The organism is Streptomyces sp. NPDC000878 (assembly GCF_053599695.1).
The window spans coordinates 21,045-46,237 of sequence record NZ_JBSFMT010000070.1 but is presented as its reverse complement, the minus strand read 5'-3'; the positions used below and the strand labels follow the sequence as shown (position 1 = coordinate 46,237).

The 25,193-nt window shown below is 70.2% G+C and carries 21 protein-coding genes and 4 pseudogenes; 14 read left to right on the top strand and 11 right to left on the bottom strand.

All coding sequences use genetic code 11. The features are described from left to right. Positions 1-61 precede the first annotated feature (61 nt). The 5 genes and pseudogenes from ACWDR4_RS39980 (at position 62) to ACWDR4_RS39960 (ending at position 5,027) form a co-directional block, all read left to right on the top strand. A pseudogene (locus ACWDR4_RS39980) lies at positions 62-469 on the top strand (DUF6415 family natural product biosynthesis protein). After that, entirely contained in the window at positions 466-663 is a 198-nt protein-coding gene (locus ACWDR4_RS39975) for a hypothetical protein (protein ID WP_450415845.1), read from the top strand. The pseudogene ACWDR4_RS39980 and the gene ACWDR4_RS39975 overlap by 4 nt, the downstream one beginning before the upstream one ends. Then, the gene (locus tag ACWDR4_RS39970; protein ID WP_450415844.1) at positions 660-869 is read left to right on the top strand and encodes a hypothetical protein; all 210 of its coding nucleotides are present in this window, start codon (positions 660-662) and stop codon (positions 867-869) included. The genes ACWDR4_RS39975 and ACWDR4_RS39970 overlap by 4 nt, the downstream gene beginning before the upstream one ends. A 650-nt stretch (positions 870-1,519) precedes the next feature. Further along, the gene (locus ACWDR4_RS39965; protein ID WP_450415843.1) at positions 1,520-2,632 is read left to right on the top strand and encodes an alpha/beta fold hydrolase; all 1,113 of its coding nucleotides are present in this window, start codon (positions 1,520-1,522) and stop codon (positions 2,630-2,632) included. Position 2,633: 1 nt separating this feature from the next. Next, entirely contained in the window at positions 2,634-5,027 is a 2,394-nt protein-coding gene (locus tag ACWDR4_RS39960) for a GMC oxidoreductase (RefSeq protein ID WP_450415842.1), read from the top strand. Positions 5,028-5,085: 58 nt separating this feature from the next. Here the strand turns inward: ACWDR4_RS39960 and ACWDR4_RS39955 are convergent, their stop codons facing one another. Together ACWDR4_RS39955 and ACWDR4_RS39950 are read right to left on the bottom strand one after the other, a co-directional pair. Further along, positions 5,086-7,836, bottom strand: coding sequence for an ATP-binding protein (locus ACWDR4_RS39955; RefSeq protein ID WP_450415869.1), 2,751 nt, complete (start codon positions 7,834-7,836; stop codon positions 5,086-5,088). Positions 7,837-7,989: 153 nt separating this feature from the next. Continuing rightward, positions 7,990-8,529 (bottom strand): annotated as a pseudogene (locus ACWDR4_RS39950) (AfsR/SARP family transcriptional regulator); the annotation flags it as partial. Positions 8,530-8,850: 321 nt separating this feature from the next. Between ACWDR4_RS39950 and ACWDR4_RS39945 the strand changes: the two are divergent. The 3 genes from ACWDR4_RS39945 to ACWDR4_RS39935 all read left to right on the top strand — a co-directional run bounded on the left by ACWDR4_RS39945 (position 8,851) and on the right by ACWDR4_RS39935 (position 13,442). After that, positions 8,851-9,408: a hypothetical protein gene (locus tag ACWDR4_RS39945; RefSeq protein ID WP_450415840.1), complete on the top strand. Its 558-nt coding sequence runs from the start codon at positions 8,851-8,853 to the stop codon at positions 9,406-9,408. A 266-nt stretch (positions 9,409-9,674) separates the two neighbouring features. Then, entirely contained in the window at positions 9,675-10,184 is a 510-nt protein-coding gene (locus tag ACWDR4_RS39940; RefSeq protein ID WP_450415838.1) for a cupin domain-containing protein, read from the top strand. A gap of 339 nt (positions 10,185-10,523) precedes the next feature. After that, positions 10,524-13,442, top strand: a complete 2,919-nt coding sequence (locus ACWDR4_RS39935; protein ID WP_450415836.1) for a helix-turn-helix transcriptional regulator — start codon at positions 10,524-10,526, stop codon at positions 13,440-13,442. Positions 13,443-13,518: 76 nt separating this feature from the next. Here ACWDR4_RS39935 and ACWDR4_RS39930 read toward each other — a convergent pair whose 3' ends face one another. The 4 genes from ACWDR4_RS39930 to ACWDR4_RS39915 all read right to left on the bottom strand — a co-directional run bounded on the left by ACWDR4_RS39930 (position 13,519) and on the right by ACWDR4_RS39915 (position 16,746). Then, positions 13,519-14,376: a hypothetical protein gene (locus tag ACWDR4_RS39930; protein WP_450415834.1), complete on the bottom strand. Its 858-nt coding sequence runs from the start codon at positions 14,374-14,376 to the stop codon at positions 13,519-13,521. 106 nt (positions 14,377-14,482) lie between these two features. Next, positions 14,483-15,313, bottom strand: coding sequence for a hypothetical protein (locus ACWDR4_RS39925; protein WP_450415832.1), 831 nt, complete (start codon positions 15,311-15,313; stop codon positions 14,483-14,485). A 41-nt stretch (positions 15,314-15,354) separates the two neighbouring features. Further along, positions 15,355-15,759, bottom strand: coding sequence for a hypothetical protein (locus tag ACWDR4_RS39920; protein WP_450415831.1), 405 nt, complete (start codon positions 15,757-15,759; stop codon positions 15,355-15,357). A 564-nt stretch (positions 15,760-16,323) separates the two neighbouring features. Further along, on the bottom strand, positions 16,324-16,746 hold the full coding sequence (locus ACWDR4_RS39915) for a hypothetical protein (protein WP_450415830.1): 423 nt from the start codon (positions 16,744-16,746) through the stop codon (positions 16,324-16,326). Between the two features lie 224 nt (positions 16,747-16,970). Between ACWDR4_RS39915 and ACWDR4_RS39910 the strand changes: the two genes are divergently transcribed. Both ACWDR4_RS39910 and ACWDR4_RS39905 read left to right on the top strand, forming a co-directional pair. Further along, positions 16,971-17,663, top strand: a complete 693-nt coding sequence (locus ACWDR4_RS39910; RefSeq protein WP_362084318.1) for a response regulator transcription factor — start codon at positions 16,971-16,973, stop codon at positions 17,661-17,663. Continuing rightward, entirely contained in the window at positions 17,660-19,111 is a 1,452-nt protein-coding gene (locus tag ACWDR4_RS39905) for a HAMP domain-containing sensor histidine kinase (protein ID WP_450415828.1), read from the top strand. The genes ACWDR4_RS39910 and ACWDR4_RS39905 overlap by 4 nt, the downstream gene beginning before the upstream one ends. A 206-nt stretch (positions 19,112-19,317) precedes the next feature. Here the strand turns inward: ACWDR4_RS39905 and ACWDR4_RS39900 are convergent, their stop codons facing one another. After that, positions 19,318-21,468, bottom strand: coding sequence for an MMPL family transporter (locus ACWDR4_RS39900; protein WP_450415827.1), 2,151 nt, complete (start codon positions 21,466-21,468; stop codon positions 19,318-19,320). Between the two features lie 85 nt (positions 21,469-21,553). Next, the gene (locus tag ACWDR4_RS39895; protein ID WP_450415825.1) at positions 21,554-22,009 is read right to left on the bottom strand and encodes an aromatic-ring hydroxylase C-terminal domain-containing protein; all 456 of its coding nucleotides are present in this window, start codon (positions 22,007-22,009) and stop codon (positions 21,554-21,556) included. A gap of 5 nt (positions 22,010-22,014) precedes the next feature. On the opposite strand from ACWDR4_RS39895, the gene ACWDR4_RS39890 reads away from it, so the two are divergent. Then, a complete protein-coding gene (locus tag ACWDR4_RS39890) occupies positions 22,015-22,449 on the top strand; it encodes a DUF2568 domain-containing protein (RefSeq protein WP_450415823.1) in 435 nt (144 codons plus the stop codon). 13 nt (positions 22,450-22,462) lie between these two features. Further along, positions 22,463-22,613: pseudogene (locus ACWDR4_RS39885) on the top strand (MFS transporter); the annotation flags it as partial. Positions 22,614-22,633: 20 nt separating this feature from the next. On the opposite strand, the gene ACWDR4_RS39880 reads toward ACWDR4_RS39885, so the two are convergent. Then, on the bottom strand, positions 22,634-23,353 hold the full coding sequence (locus tag ACWDR4_RS39880) for an SDR family NAD(P)-dependent oxidoreductase (protein ID WP_450415822.1): 720 nt from the start codon (positions 23,351-23,353) through the stop codon (positions 22,634-22,636). Between the two features lie 88 nt (positions 23,354-23,441). Here ACWDR4_RS39880 and ACWDR4_RS39875 point away from each other — a divergent pair, with 88 nt between their 5' ends. Further along, positions 23,442-24,050, top strand: coding sequence for a TetR/AcrR family transcriptional regulator (locus tag ACWDR4_RS39875; protein ID WP_450415821.1), 609 nt, complete (start codon positions 23,442-23,444; stop codon positions 24,048-24,050). Between the two features lie 167 nt (positions 24,051-24,217). Then, on the top strand, positions 24,218-24,454 hold the full coding sequence (locus tag ACWDR4_RS39870; protein WP_450415819.1) for a hypothetical protein: 237 nt from the start codon (positions 24,218-24,220) through the stop codon (positions 24,452-24,454). An 84-nt stretch (positions 24,455-24,538) separates the two neighbouring features. Here ACWDR4_RS39870 and ACWDR4_RS39865 read toward each other — a convergent pair. Continuing rightward, positions 24,539-24,652 (bottom strand): annotated as a pseudogene (locus tag ACWDR4_RS39865) (transcriptional regulator); the annotation flags it as partial. A gap of 174 nt (positions 24,653-24,826) precedes the next feature. Continuing rightward, positions 24,827-25,180: an ArsR/SmtB family transcription factor gene (locus ACWDR4_RS39860; RefSeq protein WP_060895109.1), complete on the bottom strand. Its 354-nt coding sequence runs from the start codon at positions 25,178-25,180 to the stop codon at positions 24,827-24,829. Positions 25,181-25,193: the final 13 nt, after the last annotated feature.

The following is a 25,193-nucleotide window of genomic DNA, read 5'->3' as shown; positions in this document are numbered from 1 at the left end:
AGACCCCGGCGAGTCGGTCAGGACTCCCGGGGCGTGGCCGACACCGTGAAGGAGCGTCGACATGAGGCAAGTTACAGCCTCACCCTCAACTGCTGAACAGCAGGATTCCCGCCCACCTGACACCGAGGAGATGCGAACCAGCACCGCCCTGCTGCTCGGCCCTGACGGTGCGCCGGACGTGCTTCCGCCAGCCGCCGACGAGCTGGCCACGCTCACCGAGGCACTGCGCGGGCACCTGGAACTCCTCGCCCCCGAGGTGGCACGGGCCGCCGGCAGGCTCGACAAGGAGAGCATCCCCCGCTAGTGCGCGCTCGCCTGCGTCGGCGAGGCCCGCGGCAAGCTCCGCGCCTCGCCGAGCCTGGGCCCGGGCGGGGATGTCGCCTACGCCCGCCGCCTCGCCCGCGTCCTCAACGCCCTGTGCGACCACTGGGAGAACCTGAACGGCGTCCGCCCGGCGGCCGGCCGGTGAGCGGCTCCGGGTTCACGCTCGACGACACCTCGCGGATGTCCGCCGAGTGCGCGGTCGCCCTCCGGCCCGAGTACAAGACCATGCACGCCGACTGTCGCCAGACCGAGGACATCCCCCTGCCGCACAGCACGGGCATCCTTCTCCGGCCGCGCTGCCGCTGCGTCTGCCACCGGCCGATCGCGGACGCGTCATGACCGCGACCCTGCACGTGTGCCGCTACTGCGACGGCCTCATCGTCGACCCCGAGGACGCGGTCGAGGTCGCCTACGAGCACGGCAACTCCGGGCCCGGCCGCTCCGTGTGGGCGCACCGCGAGCACGCCGGCCTCGTCGACCTGATCGACCCGGACGCCCTACGGATCATGACCCGCATATGGGCCCACCGGCAGCACGACGCCTGACCCCTGAACCGCCCGCCCCGCACCCCGTGAATCCGGGGGCGGGCGGGTCCAGGCCCCGGCCGGTCCGCATGTCCCGGTCGGGGCCGCTCCATGTCTTGATCGTCTGCACTTCGTCCGAGCATCGGCCGAGCTAACGATCACCGGAGACGAAAGGGGCCCCTCGGTTTCCGAGAGGCTGACCAGCTGTCACCAGGTGAAAACGTTCCTGCACCAAGGGCACCGAGGTGGGGCGGGCGGGACTCGAACCCACGGCCGACGGATTATGAGTCCTTTGAGGATCTTGGCGACCCTTGCCGATCTCCGCTCGTCTTTGACGTTTTCGCTGCTCAGAGCGGGTAAGGCGTGTCGGCATCCAATCGTCTTTGCCAGTCTGTTCCTATCCTTGCGTCCCGAACGCGCCAGCGCAGGACGGGGTCTCGAACCCACGCGCAGCGAATTCCCGTTCCAACGCGCAGGGACTCCGGCCTCTGGCAGCGCCGCGGTGAGGCGCCTTGAAGAGCGACGGCAACCGAGCCTGACCTGGCATCGGCGCCGTGACCTGCCGATTTCAGGTTTTCCGCAGGTACGCCGAAGCCGGGAGCGCCACGATGACCTCTGCCTGGCCGCCGACGCCGTCGTGGGGGCGGTCGACCAACTGAGGGGAGACAATCATGCCGATCCAGAAGGGCGCCGCCGTCCCCCGTCACACCACGACCGGCGTTCCCGACGCCCAGGTCACCGTCCACCCCGTCACCACGGACGACGGACTCGGCCTCCAACTGACCCGTTTCCGCCGGGCGGAGTGCGACGACGTCGTACTCCTCGTACATGGACTGACCGCGTCCAGCGACCTGTTCATCATGCCCGAGCACCGGAATCTGGCGACCTGCCTCCTCGACAACGGTTTCGCGGACGTATGGACGCTCGACATGCGGATGAGCAACCGCTTCCCGTACAACACGGAACCGCACGCGCACACCCTCGACGACATCGCCCTGTACGACTACCCGGCCGCGCTCGCCGAACTGCGCCGGCATGTCGGCGAACGGCGGGTGCACGTCGTGGCGCACTGTCTCGGGTCGATGACCTTCCTCATGAGCCTGTACGCCGGCGCCGTACGGGACATCACCAGCGTCGTCACCAGCGCGGTCGGCCTGCTGATGCGCGTACCGGCCTGGTCGCGCTGGAAGCTGGCGTACGGCCCCGCGCTCGTCGAGGGCGCGCTCGGGCTGTCCCAGCTGGACCCGCGGAGCGGCGACGCGGCCTGGTTCAGCCGGAGCGGGATGTTCGCCCGTCTGGTGTCACTGGCGCACCCGGAGTGCGACAACCCGGCCTGCCACATGGTGAGTTTCATGTGGGGCACCGGCTGGCCCGCGCTCTACAGCCACGACAGACTCGACCCCGTCACTCACGACCGCGTCGCGGACCTGCTCGGCCCTGTCGGGCTGGGCTACCACCGGCACATCGGCAGGATCGTACGAGCGGGTCGTGCCGTGAAGTACGACGACGCCGAGCCGCGCCACGCGCGCCTCCCGGACGACTACCTCGCGGCGGCGGCCAAGGGCGGCCCACCGGTGCTGTTCCTGACCGGCGAGCACAACCGCGTCTTCGGGGACTCCGTCGTCCAGGAGCACGAGGAGATGTCGCGGGAGACCGCCGACCCCGACCGCTACGAACTGTTCGTCGCCCCCGGCTACGGCTACGTGGACACGATCATCGGTCGGGACGCGCACCGGGACGTGTTCCCGCACCTCCTCGACTTCCTGCGGCGAAGGTCGGTATGAGATGACGGAGTTCCTCTCGGACACCCCGTCCGAACACGTCGGGACCGTCGTCGTCGGCTCGGGATTCGGTGGCTCCGTGACCGCGTACCGGCTGGCCGAGGCCGGACAGGAGGTGGTTCTGCTGGAGCGCGGACGCGCCTATCCTCCCGGCAGCTTCGCCCGTTCCCCGGCCGAACTCGGCCGTGCGTTCTGGGACCCGCGGGCAGGCCTGCACGGCCTGTTCGACGTGTGGAGCTTCCGCGCCTTCGACTCCGTCGTCGCCAGCGGACTGGGCGGCGGATCGCTCATCTACGCGAACGTGCTGCTGCGCAAGGACGAACGCTGGTTCGTCGACGAACAGCCGCTGCCGGGCGGCGGCTACGAGTCCTGGCCCGTCGGCCGCGCCGAACTCGACCCGCACTACGACGAGGTCGAGCGGATGCTCGGCCCGGTCCCGTACCCCCTCGACCGCCCCGGCTACACGGACACGCCCCGGGCGCACGCGATGCGGGAAGCGGCCGAACGGCTGGGCCTGACCGCGGAACGGCCGCCGCTCGCGATCAGCTTCGCCCCGAAACCGGGCGCCGACCCCGAGCCCGGCCTGCCGCTGGTCAACGCCGACCAGGGCAACCTGCACGGGGTCGGCCGCCGTACCTGCCGGCTGTGCGGTGAGTGCAACCTCGGCTGCAACGACGGCGCCAAGAACAGCCTCGACCACACCTACCTGTCGGCGGCCCGGCGCCACGGTGCCGACCTGCGCACCGGACACGAGGTGCGCGCGGTGCGGGCACTCGCGCGAGGCGGATACGCGGTGGACTACGTCAGACACGGAAGACACGGACCGAATGGCGAAGGGGAAGGGGAAAGGGGTGATCCGGACGGCCGCCGCGGGGACGGAGGAGTCCCGTCCGGATCACCCCACACCTCCGGATCACCCCGTACCTCCCGAACGCTCCACACCATCAGCTGCGACCGTCTGGTCCTCGCCGCCGGCACCTACAACACGGTCTCGCTGCTGCTGCGTTCCCGCCGGAACCTGCCCGGTCTGAGCCCCGCGATCGGCAGCCGGTTCTCGACGAACGGCGACCACCTCGCGTTCGTGCTCCGGGCCAGGCGGGGCGACGAGCCCCGGCCGATGCGTCCCAGCCGCGGTCCGGTCATCACCAGCTCCATCCGGCTGCCCGACGAACAGGACGGCGTACCGGGCGCGGGGCGCGGAGGATACATCCAGGACGCGGGATACCCGGGTTTCGTGGAGTGGCTCGTCGAAGGCGCTCACGCACCGCAGGGAGTCTCCCGGGCGGCCCGCTTCCTGACCGGGAGGCTGCTCGACCGGATCTCCCGCGCCCCGGACCCCAGCCTCTCGGGCGCGTTCGCCGAGCTCCTCGGCGACGGCGCATTCACCGGTACGTCCCTGCCGCTGCTCGGGATGGGCCGAGATGTGCCGGACGGCGAACTGCGCATGCGTGGCGGCCGGTTGGACAGCACCTGGACGGTACGGGGCGGCAGCGCGGCCCAGTTCGAGCGGACGCGCACACTCATGCGGCAGATCGCCGGCGCGCTCGGCGGCGGATACGCCGACCATCCGCTCTGGCACCGGGACCGCGTCCTCACGGTGCACCCGCTCGGCGGCGCCCCCATCGGCCGGCACCCCGGCACCGGGGTCTGCGATCCGTACGGCGAGGTCTTCGGCCACCCGGGCCTGTACGTCGCGGACGGGGCGGCGATGCCCGGCCCGGTGGGCCCCAACCCGGCCCTCACCATCGCGGCCCTGGCCGACCGCATGTGCACCCGCCTGCTGGAGCACCGGCCCGCCGCTCCACGAGCGGTCGCGCACCGCACGTACCCCCGCCGCACCTCTCTCCAGTTCACGGAGGAACTGCGCGGACGCTACGCACCCGGTGCGGACGGGTCCCGGACCGAACCGTTCGCGTTCCGGCTCACCGTCACGGCCGACGACGTGGACGCCTTCCTGGAGGAACCGGACCACGAGGCGCGCGCGGACGGCTGGATCGACAGCCCCTCCTTCGGCGGACGCCGGCCCGTCCTGCACGGCAGCGTCCGCCTGTTCGAGGACGGCTGCCGGACGATGCGCTACCGGCTCCACTTCACCGACGCCGACGGTCACCCCCGCACCTTCACCGGCCGCAAGGACCTGGCGCCCGGCACCCCGGCCCGCCTGTGGACCGACACGACCAGGCTGGCCTTCCGCATCCTGGACGGACACGTCCACGAACAGGGCGGGTCCGACGCCGGAATACTGGGCACAGGGACGGCGAGTCTCGGCGCCACCGATCTCGCCCGCCTGCTCACCACGTTCCGCACAACGGGCCCGCACGGCACCGCGGCACTCACTCGCTTCGGCCGCTTCTTCGCCGGCGAACTCTGGAACACCTACGCCCTGCGGCGCCCCTGAGAAGCTCAGGACATACCGCGAGAACGTGCTCCACCAGAGCTTGTGCTGTTCGGGAACGTCATGTGCCGGGTGTCGTACCAGCTGCCGGAGGCGGGGGCTGGACGGCGATTCGGTGGTGTTCGTGATCAGCCAATTCGGACAGAGCGAGGGTCCCGCAGGTATCCGCCAAGGCTTTCATCTGCTCCAGCTCGGCGAGTGCTTCGGCCTGACGGCCGGAGGCGGACAGCGCGGTACCGGCGGTCAGCCGGGCCATGGCCTCGTTGAGGGGCATCCGGGCCGCGCGAAACTCGGCAGCGGCCTGGCACGCGGTGGGACCCGCCGCCGGGTTCTGCCGGGCGAGTTGTACCTCGGCGCGGGCCTGCAACGCGAAACCGCGCCAGCCGGGCGCCAGGTCGAGCCCCGCGGCAGCGACTGCTCGGTCGGCCCACGTCTCGGCAGCTGCCACGTCACCCAGGGCCAGTTCCGCGACAGCCAGGAGCCGGAACCACATCGGGCGGACCGGGGCTTCGAACCCGAGCAGGCGCGGGCCGCCGCCCGCTTCGAGTACCTTGCTGACACAGCCCTCCGGATCGCCGTTGAGCAGCAGCGTCTGGCCGAGCATCCCGACCATCGCCGACCGGTGCGCGCCCGGTGCGGGGCCGGCCGAAGAGAGTGACTCCTCACAGATCTTCAGTGCTCCGACGAAGTCTCCCCGCCACATCAGGACTGCCGCGCTCACCACCTCGGCCAACGAGCGCGGCTCGCTGCTGCCGACGAGTGACGCCGCCTCCAGGGCGTCGTCGGCGTAGGCCGCCGCCTCGTCCAGGCGTCCGAGCCACAGGTAGGCGTAGGCGGAGGCGGCGAAGAGATCGGCGAGCACGAGGCTCTGGCCGGTGTGGCGGGACACTTCCAGGCCGCGGCGGAGATGGCGCAGTGCGGGGTCATAGCGTCCGTGGAGCATCTCCGTCCAGCCCGTCATGACGAGCGTGTCCATCTGCCCGGCCAGTTCCTGGTCGTCGGTGTCGTCGAGCACTTCCACCACGGGGTCGAGGTAGTCGGCCGCCCGAGCGTCGCCCGCGAAGGTATGCGCCAGGGCCAGGAGAGCGCGGACCGCGGTGGTCTGCGGCGGGTCGCCGATACGTTCCGCCGAACGCAAGGCGCGTTCGCCCCAGTCGATCGCCGTGGAGAAGTCGTTCTTACGAAGCGCCACCACCGCGACGCCCCACTCCAAAGTGGCGGTCTCGGGCTGCAGTTGGCCCTCGTGGTCCGCCAACTCCCGCAGCAGCAGAGCCGTGGCCTCTTCGTACCGGCCGAGCGCCCACTCCATGGTGGCTCGTAGGGCAGTCACCCGGGCCCGTCGGCCCCGGGCCTGCGCAGGCAGGAGGGTCGCGGCCGTGCGCAGGATGTCGCGGCTCTCCAGCAGTCGTCCTGCCATGCCCAGCGCATCGGCCTGCTGGAGCCACAGTTCGGGCCGCAGTCGACTCTGCTCGCCGAGCAACCGCAGGGCTTCCTGTGTCCAGTGCGCGGCGGTGGCCGGTGCGATCGTCATCACCTGACGGGCGGCCCGGACAAGTACGTCGACGGCGTGTTCGTCTCCTACGCGCGCCGAACGCTGAACGTGCGACGCCTGGGCGGTCAGCGGTGCGCCGTGCAGAGCCAGGCCGTCCGCGGCCCGGGTGTGCGCCTCGATCCGCCAGCCGGCGCCCGCCCCCTGGTACACCGCTGCCCGCACCAGCGGATGGCGGAACCGGAACTGGCGCGTGGAGCCGACCTGGCGTACGAGGTCCCGCTCCGCGACCTCGTCCAGGGCGGCAAGGGCCTGTGCCTCACCGGTCTGGGCCACGACTGCCACCATGCCGGCTTCAAAAGAGTCGCCGAGCACCGCGGCCGCCTGTGTACAGACCCTCGCAGTGGCCGACAGACCTCCCAGCTCCTCCAGCAGCGCGGCCCGCACCGACTGCGGCAGTTCGCCGGCGACAGGTGCCGAGACGGCCGGCACCGCCGGCAGGCTTTCGTCCCCGGTGCTCCGGGTCAGCGCCTCCAGGTAGAACGGGTTGCCGCCGCTGGCCTCGTACAGCCGTCGGAAACGCCAGTGATCCGGCCTGGCCCCGCACAGCTCCGCTCCCTCGGCCGGAGACAGCGGCCCCAACTCGACCCTGGCCAGCCTTCCCTCCGTTCCCGCCCGGGCCAGTGCCGCGGCCAGTCGTGGCGGAGCCTGCCGGGGCCGATAGGCGAGGGCGAGCAGCAGCGGTGTCCTCGGCGGGTGCCGTACCAGATGGTCGATCAGCTCGGCTGTACCGTCATCCGTCCACTGCAGGTCGTCCAGGCTGAGCACGAGCCCCCCGTCGGCACTCAGCGTCTCCAGCAACGTTCGCACCGCCCGGTGGAACCAGTACCGTTCGACCGTCACCGGATCCGGCCCGGTCGGGAAACGATCACAGAGCGCGGGGAAGACCGTACTCAGCAGGGCGAACGTGCCGGGCGGTGCCCCGTCGTGACGGAACCGAGGGAAGTCCACCGTGCCGAGGTGGTCGTCCAAGGCGTCCACGAACGCACCGTACGGAGCCCGGTCGAACTCCACGCTGCGGCCGGCCAAGGACACGAAACCGCGCTGTCTCGCGCGCTCGCCCAGCTCGCCGAGCAGCCGTGTCTTTCCGATACCCGGTTCCCCGACCACCTCGACCACCCCTGGCGCACCGGCCAAGGAATCCTCGATCGCACCGTCGAGGACCGTCAACTCCGCTGCCCGCCCAACCAGGTGGCTCCCTGTCCGGGGACGCTGCGGTCTCGGCGGGCCGGCCAGGTCGGCGCCGTCCCGTGGGGTGCGCACCGGCGGGGGCATGGGTAACGGGCGCGGCACGAGAGCGGGTGCGGATCTCGGAGCGCGCCCGGCGGCCGGGACGTTCGGCGCGGGATCGGTGGTGAGGATCTGCTGGTGCAGTTGCCGCAACGGGAGGCCGGGGTCACAGCCGAATTCTTCGGCCAGCAGCAGCCGGACCTGCTGGTAATGGTTGAGGGCATCGGCCGGGCGGCCACAGCGGTGCAGGGCGAGGATGAACTGGCCCGCCAGTCGTTCGTCCAGTGGGTGTGTCTCGACCCTGGCGGCCAATTCGGCCAACAGTCCGGTGTGGTGACCGCAGCGGAGCCGAACGTCGGTGTGGTCCAGTTCGGCCGCGATCCGTTCCTGGTCGACCGCGTCGCGGAGGGCGTTGATCCAAGGGGTGTCCAGACCCGCGAAGGCATCTCCCCGCCAGAGGCCGAGTGCCTGCCCGAACAGAGTTGCAGCCAGCTCGTCCTGCTCGTTCCGCACGGCCGCCCGGGCTCGTGCGGCAACATCACGGAACCGGTGCAGATCCACTGCGGTCGCCTCGACGTCGAGGACATAACCACCGGATCGCCGGACGATATCCGCCCCGTCGGCGATGGCCAAAGCTTGCCGCAGACGGGAGAGGTAGCCGTAGAGCGTGTTCCTGACCCGCTGCGGGTGACGGTCGGCCCAGACGCGCTCGACAAGCTGGTCCACCCTGACCACCCGGTTGGCGTCCACAAGCAGCACTGCCAGCACACACCGCTGCCGGGCATGACCCAGATCAACGATTCGGCCGTCCACACGCGCCTCGACGCTGCCGAGTAAATCGAACTCAACCGTCACAGCACGCCCCCGAGTCTCAAGTTCCCACCCTGGCTTAGCACCTTCGACCAGTGGATTCAACGTCTGTCCAAGGTTCGCCGACGGTCGGCCGCGCACTGTGGTCCAGGACAGGAAAGAGCGCGACGCACAACAACCCGCACAGGAATTGCCTCCGCCATGCCTCGAACCGACCCAATCAGGGGAGCAAGCAGAATGCAGAGAATCCTTGCCAAGGCAGGCATCATGCTCGGCGGATTCGCGCTGGCAGTCGGAAGCGCCACCGTCACAGCACCGACCGCCCAGGCGGCCGGGACGTCGACCCTCGCACGCTTCGAGGGCAAGACGATCGACCTGTCCAAGGACTGGGGCGCTGCCAAGGCCTGCAACATCCAGCGCGGCGTCATCAACTGCTTCCGCACCGCCGAGGAGAGCGACACACAGGCCGCCCAACAGGCCAGGACCGCAAGCCCCCGCACTGCCCAGGGCTACTGCTCCACCCCGCTACGCCTGTACGAGCACGCCAACTTCAACCAGGCCCCCTTCCCCGACGGCCGGATCCTGTCGTTCTACGACAGCGGTTACTGGCAGAACCTGGACCGCTGGTACTTCAACGACCAGACCTCTTCCTACAAGACCGGCAGCTGCTACACCTCCTTCGCGGTTGACAACGGTGGCTGGGGAGATCAGGCCGACGTCGGACCGTGGCAGTCCGACGGGTACATGGGAAGCGGCAGTTGGAATGACCTGGTGAGCTCGATCGCGCTCTACTGACCCAGGGGGCTTGTACGCGGTACGTGACCGCACGAGAGGTGTGCCGCGACTCGCCGGCCACGACCACCGGACCTGCAGCTGACACCGCACCCTGCCCGTCCTCCCCAGGGAGGACGGGCACACGAGGAAGGCGACGAGTTCGGCACCGCGGGCTGCCGGCCTGCCCGACATCTCAGCCCTGCGGGAGCACCACCCCGGCCTGATGAACCTCGGAACCTGGTTGCGCAGCACCGGATGGAAGCCCTGAACCCCTGAAACGAGTAGACATGACCGATGGACTGCTGCTGCCGCCCGGTGGCGGCCGCCGGATCCAGACCATGACCATGAAGTCGGGTGCGGAACAGTCGACGACCTGGTCGACGTTCGAGGCCGAGGTCGCGCCGGGATTCGATGTCGGAGCGCACCTGCACCACCAGGCCGAGGAGGTCTTCTACGTCCTGGAAGGCGAACTCGACCTGCTCGCCTTCCGCCCCACCCCCCAGGCCACCGGCGACTGGCGGTCCTGGGAGTCCGAGACCGGCGCGAGGGTGCTGCGGGGCGGACCCGGGAGCTTCATGTTCGTACCCGCCGGATGCCCCCACGCCTTCTCCAACCCCGGCGCCGAACCCGCCCGGATGCTCTTCCTCGTGTCCCCGGCCGGCCACGAGACCTACCTCCAGGAACTCACCGACCTCCTGAACACTCCAGGCCCCCCGGACCAAGCCGAGATCACAGCTCTACGGCTCCGCCACGACATCCACCAACTCACCCCCCTCACCGCCACAACCACGGACTGAGGCCACAGGGCGTGGGCAACGATCAGGATGCAACTCCAGCGGTCACCGATCCCCAGCGCAGGTCAACGACGTGGTGCCTGTCGATGTGTTCCTGTCCTGGTGGCCCCTCAATGGCCCCTGAAGGTCGATGAGTTGGACGCTTACCACAGCGACAGCCGCGGGCCATGTCCCACTCGCGGTGTAAGCGACCTTGCTCGACGCGTTCGGGTAACCGCGCGTCGGCCACCCCCTGGGTTACGACGATCAACAGGAGAGAATGATATGTGAGGGGATGTAGAGACAAAGGGGGCAACTGTGGGAGCGGATGGGGTAGTTGGGGACAGCGGAAACGGGGCTCCGTTGCTGGGCCGCTCCGTCGAACTGGCCCGGTTCGACGCGCTGCTCGACCGTGCGGCAGACGGCACGCGCGGCACGGCACGGGGCGAGGAGTTCCGTGACAGCGGCCGTTCCCGGCTCGTCGACATCACCGGTGAGGCCGGCATCGGCAAGAGTCGGCTGCTCGGCGAGGTCTGCGCGCGGGCGCGCCGACGCGGAATGACGGTACTGCGCGGCAGAGCCACGGAGTACGAGCGGCAGGTGCCGTTCCAGGTGTTCACCGACGCGCTCGCCCACCTCGACCCGCACGCCCTGGACGGCTTCCAGGAGACCGACGCGGTGGCGCCCCTTCTCCAGCGGAGCGGAGCGGTCGACCGTTTCGGACTGCACCGGTCCACGGCCGGCCTGCTCGCCCGGCTCGCCGCCCCGTCCGGGCTGCTGCTGGCCCTCGACGACCTGCACTGGGCGGACCCCGCGTCACTGGAGTTGCTGGACCATCTCGTACGCCATCCCGTGCACGCCCCCGTCGTCCTGGCCGTCACACGCCGTGACCGCCAGAGTCCCGAGTCCCTGGCCGCCAGGCTCACCCGAGAACTCGACACGGGCACGGTCGTCAGACTCGGCCTGAGACCGCTGAGCGCACGCGACTGCGCCGAACTGGCCGGCCCCGGCCTGCCGCCCGCCGAGACCGCCGCGCTGTACGCCGCGAGCGAGGGCAACCCGTTCTACTTCCTGACCCTCCTTCAGGCCCACCGCGGGGGTATGACGCCCGAGTCCTCGGCGCCGCCCGGACTCGGCACCCTGCTGCTGGACGAACTCACCGTGCTCGCCCCTTCCCAGCGCGGCATCGTCGACGCCGTGGCGGTACTGGGCGAGCACGCCACCCCGGCGATGGTGAGCCGGGTGACCGGCCGCTCCGGCACCGCGTTCACCGCCGACGTCCACGCTCTCACCCGCCGCGACCTGTTGCGCTCCACCCCGCAGGGCCTGCTGACCCTGCGGCATCCGGTCGTGCGAACCCTCGTCCACGAAAGCACACCCTTCTTGAGGCGCGTCGAGATGCACCGGCTCGCCGCGCAGGAACTGGCCCGCGCAGGTGCCTCCGCCGCCGAGCGGGCCCACCATGTGGAACAGTCGCTGACCGCCTGGGACCCGGCAGCGGTGGCCGTGCTCGACGAGGCCGCCGCACGAACCGCCCGAACGGCCCCGGCGAGCTGCGCCCACTGGCTCGATGTGGCACTCCGCCACCTTCCGCACACTCCCGAACACACTGCCCGGCGGCGTGAGTTGGTCCTGAGGCGGGCCCGCGCCCTGGCCGCGTGCGGTGGCCTGCGCGAGAGCCGCGACCTGCTCCAGGAGCTGATCGCCACCCCGCGGCGGTCACCCGGTGGCCCGGCCACCGGCGAGAACCAGGACCGCCTCAGAGTGCGCGCGGTCGTCCTGTGCGCGCTGGTGGAGCGTCATCTGGGGCGCTGCACCGAGGCAGTCGCGCTGTTGCGCCGCGAGCTGGCCCGCGACCCCGCCCCGGCCGACGTCGTCCGGCTCGGCCTGGAACTGGGCTCGGCCGCGCCCCAGGACAGCGACACCTCGTACGCCCAGGTGCGCAGCGAGGTCGAGGGGGCGCTCGCGGCGGCCCGGTACACGGGGGACGAGGTCGGGGAGGCGGGCGTCCTCGCCGTCGCCGCCTTGGGAGAAGCGTACGAGGGCAACATGACGGCGGCGCACGGACTCGCCCGGCAGGCCGCCGCCCTGGTCGACTCCCTGCCCGACAACGACCTCACCGCGCTGTGCGAACCACTGGCCCGGCTCGGCTGGGCGGAGGCTTTCCTGGAGCACTACCCGGACGCGGAGCGGCACGCGGAGCGCGGCCTCGACATCGCCCGCCGCAGCGGCCAGCTCTATGTCGTGCCCCATCTGCTGCTGTGCCTGTCCCATGTCCGGGTCCAGACCTGCCGGGTCTCCTCGGCGCTGGAACTCGCCGACCAGGCCGAGGACATCGCCCGCGGGATCGGCAGCGACCAGATGCTCGCGTTCGTACTGGCGAGCAAGGCCGCGGCACTCGTCGCCGCCTGCCCGCCGGGCGATCCGCGCCCTCTCGCCGTCGCCGAGGAGGCGGTGGCCGCGGCCGGTGCCGGGGTCGACTGGTGGGCTTCCACGGCCTGGTGCATCTTCGGCTGGGCCGCGCTCATGGCCGGCGATCCGGTCCGGGCCCGGGACGCGACGCTCCAGGCGGGCGGTCCCGAGCTGCAGCGGATCCAGCCCTCGATGCGTCCGCTCTACCTGGAGATCCTGGTCACGGCCGCACTGGTGACGGGCCGGTCCGAGGAGGCTCGCGGCTGGGCCGAGCGGGCGCACAAGGAGGCGGAACAACTGGGGCTGCCGATGCAGCGGGCGTCCGCGCTGCGCAGTATCGCCCATCTGCCGCTGGCGCAGGGGGACACGGCAGCGGCGGCGGACCTGTTCGCGGAGGCCGCGGCGGAGAGCGCCCGCTGCGGCGCGGTCTTCTGGGAGGCCCACTCCCTGCTGCTCGGCGCCCCGCTGGAAGCGGCGGCGGGCCGCGGCCGGGGCGCCACGCACACCTGGCTCAGGGGGCGCCGGCTCGCCGAGGCGGGCGGCAGCGGAATGCTGGTCGGCCTCGCCGACGCCAACCGTCCGCCCGGTGACGTCTCCGAGGCTCCGTACGATTCCCCGGAACGCGCCCAACTCACCCAGCGGCTGGCCACCCTGACCGCCCGGGAGCTGGAGATAGCCGAGCTGGTGGCGCAGGGGCTCACCAGCCAGGCCATCGCGGACCGGCTCTACGTCAGCCGGCGTACCGTCGAGACCCATGTCTCCCGCGCCTTCCGCAAGACCGGGGTCTCCTCGCGTACCGCCCTGGCCACGCTGATGGCCCGCCGCCGCGCCGGGAGCCGTTTCGGGGACGCCCGCGCGGAGCAGGACTGAGCCCGGTCCAGGCGCCCTCGGCGGTGACCGGTGAGCCTCCGCGAACCGGCCACCGCGGTCCCGGCCGGGAAGCCGCCTACCTGACGTCGACGAAGTCGCCGGGCGCCGTCGCGGAGCCGGTCGTGAAGGTGCCGGCGAAGACGAAGCGGTAGTCGCCGTCGGAGCCGGCCTTGGTGGTGGTGCTCAGGGCGCCGGTGCGGCTGGTCTTGACCGTCTTGAGGGTGGTGTAGGTGCTGCTGCCCTTCTTGCGGAACTGCAGCTTCACCGGCTGGGTCGCGTAGCCCGTGGTCTTGCCCGTGGGCCAGTCGGCGCGAGTCAGCTTGCCGGTGACCGTGATGGTCTTGCCCTTCTTCACCGGCTCCGGGGAGGCGTTGACGGTCAGCTTGGCGGCACGCTTGATGCTGGTCCTGGCGACGTCGTCGTCGGCACTGGCGTTCGCGTAGAGGTCGTAGGCGCCCAGGAAGAGCTTCCAGGGCCCCGCGATGCCGTTGCCGTCCTTGAAGTCGACCGCGGGGTCGATGGTGAAGACCGCCTTGCAGCTGTAGCTGTAGCCGCCCTCGACCGTCGTCTCCGTGCAGACGGGGTTGTCGTCCGTCCCCAGGGCGCCGGTGATGGTGTCCGTGCTCGAACTGTCGGTGCCCTGCCACAGGAACGCCATGGTGAGGGCCAGGCCTTCCTCGTCGAAGGCGGTGAACGTGACGGGAACGGCCTTCTTGCCCGTCACGCCGAGAACGATGTCCTTGCCCTTGTTGACGACTCCGTTCTTGAAGGTGGTGCCGCCCAGCGCGTCCTTCGGCTGAACGCTCTGCGAGGCGAAGGCTCTGAGGTCCGTCGCCGCCCCGGGGTGCTCCGCTCCCTGGGCGGCGCCCGGAAGAACGAGCGCCGAGAGTACGAGGGCGCCGGAAAGGACGGTGGCCGCGGTGCGTATACGCATGTGATTTCCCCCAAGGTGAGGTCGGGTGGCCCTGCCGAACTGGCCTTGCGACAGGGCCCGTTGATGTGGTGAAAAGGTCGGTGCACGCCCGGACCCGGCGAAGGGCTCAGGGCGTGGGAGAGCGGAGGACGTCGTCGATGTCGAAGCTGCGGTCGGGCGTCGGGTAGAGGTCTGTCGGGTAGAGGTCCGTCGGCTGGGAGCCCGGTGTGGGTACATCGGCCGGGTCGGCGGTGGGCTTGCCGTCCGGGCTGCACACCTGCGGTGCCGAGGGCTTGGACAGTTCGTAGTCGGCGACCCGCTGCGACCGGAAGTCCACGGTGGCGCTGTCCCAGCGGCTCTCTTCGCCGCTGGCCTCGACCTCCTCGGGCAGTTCCCTGCTCGTCAGCGGCTTGCCCACGGTGATCGAGAGGAGGGCGCCCTCGCAGGGACTGCGGTCCGTCGCGTAGAGGGACGCAGGCAGGGCGATCTTCCGCTCGACGCTCGCGTCCACATGGAGTTCGACGCGTTTCCCCAGGCGGATGTCGAAGTAATAGGCGGGTCGCGTCCCGTCCGAGAGACGTTCGCCGTCGGCGCCGTTCGCGACTCCGTACACCAGCTTCCAGAACTCGACCTGCACGGTGATCTTCCGGCAGAGCGGTCCGTTGTACCCCGGCAGGCTGACAACCCTCAGCCCTTCGCCCACATAGTTCTCCTTGGGCGTGTCGACGACCCTCCGAACCCAGTCCCTGGATTCCTCGGCCGTCCACCCCGTGTTGTCGTGGCAACCGGACGCCCCGGTCGGATACGGGGGAGTGAGAGACGGGGTCGGCGAAGGGCTCGGCGACTCGGACACCCCCGTCGCGCTCTCGGACGGATCCCCGGAAAGGGAGGTGCCGTGGGCGCTCGAACAACCCCCGGTGAACAGGACGGCCACGGCGAGGGCCGCGACGACAGGCACGACGGAGTGTTTCGGCCCGGGTATGCGCCTCGGTACGTATCTCATCGGTCGAACCAGTTCGTGGCTTCCACGGTGCTGAAGCCCCGCAGCACGGCGAGGGCGAAGGCGATGCCCGGGAGAACCGAGACACCGCTTCCCTGAAGCAGGCCCAGCACACCGCTCAGCAGGCTCAGCGCCTCGATAACGATGACCGTGACACGTATCCCGTTCGACCGCTTGCCCGCGAAAACGCCGCATAGCAGAAGCGCCCCGGCCATCAGCAGCGACAGCACCGCCAGGAACCGGAGCAGCCCGGCCCCTTCGTCCTGACCGTGGTCCGCCGCGTCGTTCACCAAGGCCAGCAACAGGAATCCCACCGCCAGGTTCAGCACGGCCTGGACCCATACCCCCACCAACGCCAGCCTGACACTCTTCGGCATCTGCGCTTTCACGCTCGGTGTCGTCATGAATCCAAGAAAACGGCACAGGTGTCAGGGACACGTCGGTAGGAGTACGTAGTCCATGTACGGATATGCCATCGCCGCCCGGCCGCCGCGATCTCCTCCGCCGTCGTTTCGGCGCGCGGAAACACGCTGTCTGCTCTCGGCGACGAGGTCCACGGGCGAGACCAGGATGCGAGCGCCGGGCCAACCCCGCCGACCGCACGGTCGACGCGCCCCTGGACGCGGCCTGGCGCCGGCATGCCCGCCCGGTACTCGACTGCCGCGTCGGCATCCCTTCGCCTTTGTCGGTCTGTTCCTATCCTTGCGTCCCGAACGTGTCCCGAACACGTCCCGGATGGACAGGCTTGGCCGACGCAGGGCCGGTTGTGCCAGCCCAGGAAGGGGTCCCGAACCCGCGCGCAGCGGATTCCCCTTCCAACGCACGATGGCTCCACCCCAGCAGTCGGGGCAGAGCCTTCTACGACCGATGTCGTTGGCCAAGATGTCTTCAGAGGGCGGTATGAGACCTGATGCCCGATTCTTCGTTTCGTGCGGGACGAGCGGGCAGGTCGTGGCGACGTCGGTCGGCTACGGCCGAGGCTGGGTGAACAAGCCTGGCTCGGTCTCGGTCAGGATCCCGCGGCCGGCCAGCCGCTTGAGCCTGAGGCGGACGTTGTTGATGTTGTTGGGCGCGACCGCCAGGTCCATGGCCTCGCACACCTGCCGGGCCCGCAGCGGGTGGTCGGCCGCGGTGAACACCGCCATGATCTGCTGGTAGGCCGGATGATCCGGCAGCTTCGGTGCCGGCGGCGCGGGCGGCCCGGGGTCCGGCAGCCCCAGCAGTGTCTTGCGGGTGATCCGGACTTCCTCGGCGGCCCGGCCGGGTTCGTCGAGCTGTGCGGTCAGCTGCGCGACCTGTTCCCGCATCGTCTCGGCCTGTGCGGTGATCTCGCGTTCCCGCTCCTCCAGCCGCGCCGGCACCGCGCCGAGCGTCAGCTCCCCGCCGGTCATGCGGTGCGCCAGGCCGATGTGGTCGCCCCGGTCAGCCGACGCAGTATCACCGCGGTCATCGCCCAGTACACCCGCGACTCCGAACTGCGGGGCAGATGCTCGTAGTAGGTTCCATTTCTTAGGTATCCGTAAGAGCGCGGTCCCCAGCGACGCTCTAATCCTGGCCTCAGGTTGATCGGGGACAGTGAGCGGCAAAAACATCGACTGGAAGGGGGCGGGCCGGCGTGCGGATCATGATCGCGGATGATGAAGTGGCCATCCGTGAGTCGCTGGAGCGGGTGCTCCAGGTCGAGGGTTACGACACCAGCACCGTCGCCAACGGTCTCGCCGTGCTCGACGGGTTCGGTGGGGCCGGCGGTGACACGCTGGATCTGCTGATCCTCGACGTGATGATGCCCCGCCTCGGCGGGTTGGAGACCTGCCGGCGGTTGCGGGCCGCGGGTCGGGATCTGCCGGTGCTGATGCTGACGGCCCGTGACCAGGTCTCCGACCGGGTCGCGGGGCTGGACGCGGGCGCCGACGACTACCTGCCCAAGCCGTTCGCCACCGAGGAGTTGCTGGCCCGGGTGCGGGCCCTGCTGCGCCGGCGCACGCCGACCGACGGGGAGTCGCAGATCCTGTCGTTCGCCGATGTCCGGCTCGATCCCGACAGGTTCGAGGCGTGGCGGGGCGGGCGGCCGCTGCGCCTGACCCGGACCGAGTTCTCCCTCCTGCAGGTCCTCATGCGCAACGCGACCCGGGTCTTGACCCGCGACGCGCTGTTCGAGGCGATCTGGGGCTTCGACATGAGCGCCACCGCCAACAACCTCCAGGTGTACGTGAGCTACCTGCGCCGCAAGATGGAGGCCGAGGGTGAGCCGCGATTGATCTACACGCTGCGCGGCCTGGGATACACGTTGCGGGAGACTCCTCCGTGAGCAGGTCCGCCGGCCGGGAACCGCGCCGGCTGACCCGATGGTGGCGCCGGCGGTCCCTGCGGACCAGGCTGACGGTGATCGCGGCGACGGCCATCGCGGTCAGCGTGTTCGTGGCCTTCCAGGTGGCCAGCGAGCTACTGGACTGGGAGCTGCGGGACACCGCCGAGAATCAGCTGCGCGCCGACTCCCGCGTCCTGGCGACGAACGCGGAGCGCGCCGGTCTGGCGCAGGTCGAGCTACCGCCGTATCCCGGATCCGGTCGGCTGGTGCGGGTCATCCTGCCCGACGGCTCGACCCGGACGCCGGCCGGCCAACCCGCGCTGCCCCCCGTCAGCGAGCACGCCGGGCGCGTGGCGCAGGGCGCGTCGGCCGACCTGATGGAGTCGAACGACAGCGACGACGACGGCTACCTCATCTACACGCTGCGGGCGGGCGACGGCGCGGTCCAGGTGGCCCACGTCGTCGACGACAGCCCGATCAACCGGTTCGGGTTTGGCATGCTGCTGATCGGGCTGCTCTGCGTGGTCGGCGGCGCCCTTGTCGGGCGGACCGTGGCGCGGACCGGGCTGGCACCGATCGACCGGCTGACCGCCGCCGCGGTACGTGTCGCGCACACCCGGGATCTCGACGCCGACATCCCGGACGAGGGCGGTGGGGAGATCCGGCGGCTGATCCAGTCGATCAACGACATGCTCGCCGCGCTCCGGGACTCCCGGCGGGCCCAGCGGCTGCTCGCCGAGGACGCCGCCCACGAGCTCAAGACCCCGCTCACCAGCCTGCGCCTCAACGCCGAGCTGCTGATCCGGCTCGATCGGCGCGGCACCCTGGACAGCGCACTGCCGGCGGAGAGCCGGACCCGGCTGCTCAACGATCTCGGCGCCCAGGTGGCCGAGTTGAGCACCCTTGCCGCCGAGCTGACCGACCTGGCGCGCGGTGACGTCAGCGACGAGAACACCGAGGTGCTCGACCTCGCCGACGTGGTGGTGGCCGCCGCGACCCGGGCGCGTTCCCGCATGCCCGACATCGAGGTCGCGCTCGACGTGACCTCCGTGTGGGTGAGCGGGCGTCCCGCTGCGCTCGAGCGGGCGGTGCTCAACCTCATCGACAACGCCGGCAAGTGGTCCCCCGCGGACCAGCCGGTCCAGGTCCGGCTCCGTGCCGAGGGCGCGTCGGCGGTGCTCGAGGTCGACGACGCCGGACCGGGCATCGACGCCGCCGACGTACCGCGGGTGTTCGACCGGTTCTACCGTGCCGACAGCGCCCGGGCGTTGCCGGGATCCGGTCTGGGGCTGTCGATCGTGCAGCGGGTCGTCGACGCCCACGGCGGCCGGGCCACCGTCGCCCGCTCCGCACGCGGTGGCGCGCTGCTCCGGGTCGACCTTCCGGCCGCGGCCCCGCCCGCCCCGATCGCGCGGCTCACCGCCGGGGAGGACACCGCGGTGCGCTGACCCGCCCCGGCGGCGCGGCGCAGGACAAGGGACGGCGGCCCTCGGGCATGGCCCCGCGCGGCTCACCGTCGGGACAGGACACCGCGGTGCGCCGACCCCAGCCCCGGCGCGTGGCGCAGGACCAAAGGGCGGCGACCGTCGGGCCCATGAAAGAAATCCGGGACGGGCCTGGGGCCCCGTCCCGGATCTCGTCCGTGCCGCCGCGCTCACCGTTGCAGCGCGGGCTCCTCGTCGTCGGCGAGCGGCTGTTGACCGTCCGGCAGCTCCGCCGCTGGACGGGACAGCCGGCTCGGCCACCAGATCCGGCGGCCGATCAGCAGGGTGAGGGCGGGCACCAGGACCGACCGCACCAGCAGGGCGTCGAGCAGCACGCCGAAGGCGACCAGGAACCCGACCTCGATCAGCATCACCAGCGGAAGTGTGGCGAGGACCGCGAACGTGGCCGCCAGGACCAGGCCTGCCGAGGTGATGACGCCACCGGTGGCCGAGAGGGCTTTGAGCATGCCCTCTCTGGTGCCGAGACGCACGGTCTCCTCCCGGGCCCGGCTGGCCAGGAAGATGTTGTAGTCGACGCCGAGCGCCACCAGGAACAGGAATGCCAGCAGCGGCACCGAATAGTCGATCCCCTTGAACCCGAGGATCGTGTCGAAGACGAACACGCTGCCGCCGAAGGCTGCGGCGAATGAGACGATCACGGTGGCCATCAGGACCAGCGGGGCCAGGATCGCGCGCAGCAGCAGCCCGAGGACGATCAGGACGACGGCGAGCATCAGCGGGATCACCAGCTTCTCGTCGCGCCTGGTGGTCACCTCGGTGTCGAGGTTCTCCGCACTCGGCCCGCCGACGATCGCCTCCGCCCCGCTCACCGCGTGCACGGCGGTGCGCACCCGCTTGATCGTGTCGTACTCCGCGACGGTGTCCGGCGCGTCCTTCGGGAACACGGAGATGTTGGCCCAGCCACCGCTGGTCTGCTCCGGGACGGCCAGGGCCACACCGCGCGTGTCCTTGACGATGTCGAGCACCCGCTCCTGGTGCGCCGGCCGCGTGAAGACCGTCATCGGCTGGCCGCCGAGCTCCGGGAAGTGCTGGCGGAGAACGGTGAAGCCGGTGACCGACTCCGGCGCGGACAGGAACTGGTCCTGCTCCCGCAGGGCGCCGGTGTTGCCCGCCAGCCCGAGGGCGAGCACGCCGAGGGCTCCGAGCGAGCCGAGCGTCGCCACCCACCGGCGGCGGCTGATGGCGGTGCCGAGCCGTCCCCACAGCCCCGGCTTCTCCTCCACGGCCGTGCTGAACCGCGGGATGGCCGGCCAGAAGATCCGCCTGCCGAACACCACGAGCACCGCCGGGAACAGCGTCAGCATGGCCACCAGCGCGCACAGGATGCCGGCCGCACCGATCGGGCCCAGCCCGCTGGTGCTGTTCAGGTCCGCGACGAGCAGGCAGAGCAGGCCGGCGACCACGGTGGCCGCGGACGCGACGATGGCCGGCGCCGCGCCGCGCAGCGCGTGGACCATCGCGACCCGGACGTTCTCGTGGTGGTGCAGTGCCTCCCGATATCGGGCGATGAGCAACAGCGCGTAGTCCGTGCCGACGCCGAATACCAGGATCGTCAGCAGCGCCGAGTTCTGGTCGTTGACCACGATGCCGAAGCCCTTGACGAGCAGGTAGACGGTCCCCATCGAAGTCAGTGCGGCCGCGCCGACGGCCACCAGCGGGATGATCCACAACACCGGGCTGCGGTAGGTGAGGATGAGCAGGAGCGTGACGACGACGATGGTGGTGAGGAGGACCTGCACGTCGATGCCGTCGAAGACGGCCTCCATGTCGCCGTCGATCGCGCCCGGGCCGGTCACGTCGAGTTCGAGGCCGGAGGGGCGGTCCTTCGCGGCGTCACGTAACGGGCCGACGATGTCCTCCGGTGCGCCGTAGGCCGTGCTCACCTCGAGGGTGAACATCATCGCCTTGCGGTCGGTGGAGGGGCTCGTCGGTGAGCCCTCGTCGTCCTCGCCGGCCGCCGCCGTCGCCTTCGGCGGGTACCGCTTGGCAAGGGTGTTGTAGTGGCGCTCGACCGTCGCGCGGTCGGCGTCCGTCATGCCGCCGGCGCGGTGGTACACGAAGACGAACGTGTTGTTGTCACCGCCGGGGAGACTGTCGTCCAGCACCGCCACCTTGGTGGACTCGGCACTGGCCGGCAGGGTGTCTACGGCGCTGTCGGTGGTGACCGAGCTCAACTTTCCGCTCAGCGGCACCATGCCCGCCGCCAGCACCAGCCACAAGCCAATCACCAACCATGGCACCCACCGGCCTGCCAACCGACCGGCCGGCGCTTCCCCGGACGGCGCTGCGTTGACTGCCATCACTAGCCTCCTACATACGGGTTGCATCGCTTATCTGGATGCCTCTTCCTATTGAGCGAACCTGAGACGACCGTTAAAACGCTGCTCAGGCCGGTTGGCCGAACCATGTGCCCAGCGCACGTACCAGCGTGGTGGCGTCGAGGTCCTGCCCGGTGGGCAAGGCCCAGGCGACACAGCCGTCGGGCCGGATGAGCAACGCATCGACGTCCACCCGGTCCGTGCGGGCGGTGACGGTGTTGACCCGTCCGGTCCACGCGGCCGCGGCGTCGCGGACCTCTGCGCGGTCGACGAGGTCGAGCAGGAGCCCACGACCCTCACGCAGCAGGTCCGCCGACCGGGTCACCGCGGTGACGACGTCCGGGTCGGGCCGCTCCAGCGTCAACTTCATGTCCGGGCACAGGGTGCCGACGAGCCGGTGGGCGTCGCCCAGGTCGTACCGGACGTCCATGCCGGCGAGCATGTCGGCGACGTACCGGCGGGCGTCGTCGAGGGTCCCGGCGCAAGGTCCCCTCTCCGTGGCGCTGGCTGCTGGTCGTCGCACTGCCCGTGGCTGTGGGCTGGGCGTGGGGTTCCTTCGCCGTGCCGGATGCCCCGTCCCGTTCTGGCGAGAGCGATATCCACACCCCCGGACCAGTGCGCCTGCTCCTCGAACTCACTGTGTTCTTCGGCGCGGTGGCCGCGCTCAACTTCGCCGGCCTGCGCCGCGGCCCGCCGGCTCCTTGTGATCATGGTCGGCCACCAGGTCCTCGCCTACGACCGAATCGGCTGGCTGCTCAGCCACGCAATTCACCTCCGCTCGCGCGGAGAACAGACTTCGGCCCACGCGGGAAGATCCTCTACCGCCGGTTCACCTCCGCTTGCGCGGGGCGAACCACTATTCCCGCGGCGCCCATGTCGCTGTCTGGGAGCTATCCCCGCGTGCGCGGGGCCGACTCATTGAAGGTGTCCAGGAGATCATCCGCCTTAGAGGGCGGTACGTGACTCGATGTCTGCATTGCCCTCCCCACTGACCGGCTGGCTCGTCGACCGGTACGGCCGTACGCCGAAAGCCGCAGCCTCCGGCCTCACCCTCCTCGTCGCCGGAATCACCGCCGCCGCGGCGCCTGCCGCGGCTGGGCTGGAACCTGGGCCTCGTCTCCGGCACCCGCGATGATTTCTATGGGGTTCAGAGCTCGGCGACGACGCGTCGTAGTGTGCCCGGCGCGATGCGCAGCATGGCGGGCATGACTTTCGTCTGACCGGGGAATGCCATGTTCCGCCCTCGCCGAAGAGCTTTCATCGTGACCGCCGCCACCTGTGCGGGAGTCAGTTTCTTCCCCGTGGCTTCGGCGTTCATGGGCGTGTCCGTAGACGGTGGGAGGACCTCGAGGACATGGGTGCCCTGCGGGACGAGTTGACGGCGCAAGCCGTCCGCAAAGCCGTGCAGGCCGGCCTTCACCGCGCCGTGGGTAGGCGCGCGAGTGGGCGAGACCAAAGCGAACCCCGAGGTGATGAATACGATCGCGTCGGGCGATGGCCATCGCTCGAGCACTTCACCCGTCAAGTGGATGGGGGCGGTGAGGTTCAACGCCACCTCGGCATCGAGAGTCGCATTGGGGTCCTTGCCGGCGGCATAGTCTCGTTCCTCGAACGTACCGGCGTTGTTGACCAACACGTCCAAACGCCCGAAGCGATCAGCGACTGCTTGCAGCAACGCTGCCCGGTCAGCTGCGTCCGTCACATCGGCCCGCACAGCCAGCGCCTGCGGGTGTGCCTGCGCGAATCGGTCAAGCGCAGCCTGCGAACGCCCGCAAACGACGACGGACGCCCCGAGATCCACGAAGGATTGCGCGAGGCTCAAGCCGATGCCTGAGGTTCCGCCAGTGATGAGTACGGTCTGTGACATGATGTCGCCTCTCCGTATAGCGTACCGATTGGTACGAAACACGTTAGCACATCCGTACCGATCGGTATCGAAGGGGTAGGATGAAGAAATGAGCTCGACGACACCGGTCCCTCCTGGCAGGCCTCGCGCGTTCGACATCGACGAGGCACTCGATCGTGCAGTCCTGGTGTTCTGGTCAAAGGGTTTCGAGGGCGCCAGCCTTGACGACCTCACCGAAGCGATGGGTATCAGCCGCCCCAGCCTGTACAGGGCGTTCGGCAACAAAGAAGACCTCTTCTACAAGGCGCTGGAGCGGTACACCGAGGGCTTGACCTCCTACTTCGCTCGGGCTCTGGCAGAGCCCACAAGTGGAGCGGTGGCTACTGCTGTGCTCCACGGGACGGTCGAGGCGGCAACCATGCCGGGATTGCCCACGGGCTGTCTTGGCGTGCTGGGTGCGTTGGCTGCCGGGGATGAGAGCCGCCCGGTCCGAGACGCACTCATCGCATGGCGCGAGGAGGGGATAGCCCACTTGACGCGCCGGTTTCAACAGGCGGTGGACGCCGGTGACCTTCCGCCTTCCACAGATCCTCATCTTCTTGCGCTCTACCTGAGAACAGTCGCCAATGGGATTGCCGTCCAGGCCGCGAGTGGTAGTTCCCGCCCTGAGCTGCTGCAAGTCGCGAACCTCGCGTTGGGCAGCTGGCCAAAGCTGTAGTCAGCCAGTTAGCCCGGGATCTGCGCACGTACTTCGACTTTCTGTGGTTCGCGCGAGGCCGGCGTGACTGGCGCGACGCGTCCATGGATGACCGGGCGGCGTACGAGTGGTGGCGTCGTCGCGGCGAGCGTGGACCTCGTCTGTAAGACACGAGCTGGGACCGGGAGGTGTCCACGGTCAACGGGCTCACGGAACCGCCGCGACGGGTGGAGGAGCTGCGGGTGCGTCACCTGGAGCGGTACCTGATGTCGACGCGGCAGACGTGCGGGGAGAAGTCAGCCCGCCGGAACCTGTACGAGGAGGCCATCCGCCGGCCGGCCCTCGAAAACGACGCCCTGCGCAGCGGCGGCACCGTTCTTCCACTGCCTACCCGCAGCACGCCCGCGCCACCCGCGCCGTCCTGAACCCGACACCGCCCCCGGAGGCGTCTGGCGTGCGAAAGGACGCTGGGCGTGGCGCGCAGCCAACTACCGATGATCAACTGTTCATCAAGCCGTGCGTGCCGGCGGCATCCCGGCTCCCGCCCTTGTCGCGTCGGTGCCCCAGCTGGCCAGCAGTCGTAGTGCCTCTGCCGACGGGGAACCGGATTCGGCGTAGTACGTCGCCTCCGTGTAAGCGGGTACGTCGGGGCCGGTGGCGTATCGCCTTGCTGGGGCACCGGTTACTGCCGCTCGGCGCACGAGGTGTTGTTCGACGTGATCGAAGCCGACCGCAAGCTGGGCACCTGGCTGCGGTGGGTCCGGTTCGTCGCGGTCGCGGAGGGGCGCCCCGGAGGGTCAGGCGCACTCGGCGTTCACGTAGGGCTCCACGCGGCCGACGCTCTCCTTGAGGACGAGGTCGAGCAGTCCGGGGAACCGCTGGTCCAGATCTTCCTTGCGCAGCGTGTTGAAACGGCGGGTGCCGACATCGTGCTGCCGGATGAGGCCGGCCTCGCGCAGGACGCGGAAGTGGCGGGTGAGTACGGACGCGGTGACGTCCTGCGTGAAGCCGCTGCAGGCCAGACCGGGGGAGACGGAGAGGGTGACGACGATGGTGAGCCGGGTCTCGTCGGTCAGCGCGCTCATGATCTTGAAGAGGTCGAGGTCGTCCGTGTCGGGGTGGACGAGGGGGGATGAGGTGCGGCTGGCCATGAGGAAAGAATAA

Bases quoted from the DNA above. Each gene is read 5' to 3' on its own strand.
- ACWDR4_RS39970 (WP_450415844.1), top strand. From the start codon at position 660: ATGACCGCGACCCTGCACGTGTGCCGCTACTGCGACGGCCTCATCGTC.
- ACWDR4_RS39965 (WP_450415843.1), top strand. From the start codon at position 1,520: ATGCCGATCCAGAAGGGCGCCGCCGTCCCCCGTCACACCACGACCGGC.
- ACWDR4_RS39960 (WP_450415842.1), top strand. From the start codon at position 2,634: ATGACGGAGTTCCTCTCGGACACCCCGTCCGAACACGTCGGGACCGTC.
- ACWDR4_RS39945 (WP_450415840.1), top strand. From the start codon at position 8,851: ATGCAGAGAATCCTTGCCAAGGCAGGCATCATGCTCGGCGGATTCGCG.
- ACWDR4_RS39940 (WP_450415838.1), top strand. From the start codon at position 9,675: ATGACCGATGGACTGCTGCTGCCGCCCGGTGGCGGCCGCCGGATCCAG.
- ACWDR4_RS39930 (WP_450415834.1), bottom strand. From the start codon at position 14,376: ATGCGTATACGCACCGCGGCCACCGTCCTTTCCGGCGCCCTCGTACTC.
- ACWDR4_RS39920 (WP_450415831.1), bottom strand. From the start codon at position 15,759: ATGACGACACCGAGCGTGAAAGCGCAGATGCCGAAGAGTGTCAGGCTG.
- ACWDR4_RS39915 (WP_450415830.1), bottom strand. From the start codon at position 16,746: ATGACCGGCGGGGAGCTGACGCTCGGCGCGGTGCCGGCGCGGCTGGAG.
- ACWDR4_RS39900 (WP_450415827.1), bottom strand. From the start codon at position 21,468: ATGGCAGTCAACGCAGCGCCGTCCGGGGAAGCGCCGGCCGGTCGGTTG.
- ACWDR4_RS39880 (WP_450415822.1), bottom strand. From the start codon at position 23,353: ATGTCACAGACCGTACTCATCACTGGCGGAACCTCAGGCATCGGCTTG.
- ACWDR4_RS39875 (WP_450415821.1), top strand. From the start codon at position 23,442: ATGAGCTCGACGACACCGGTCCCTCCTGGCAGGCCTCGCGCGTTCGAC.
- ACWDR4_RS39860 (WP_060895109.1), bottom strand. From the start codon at position 25,180: ATGGCCAGCCGCACCTCATCCCCCCTCGTCCACCCCGACACGGACGAC.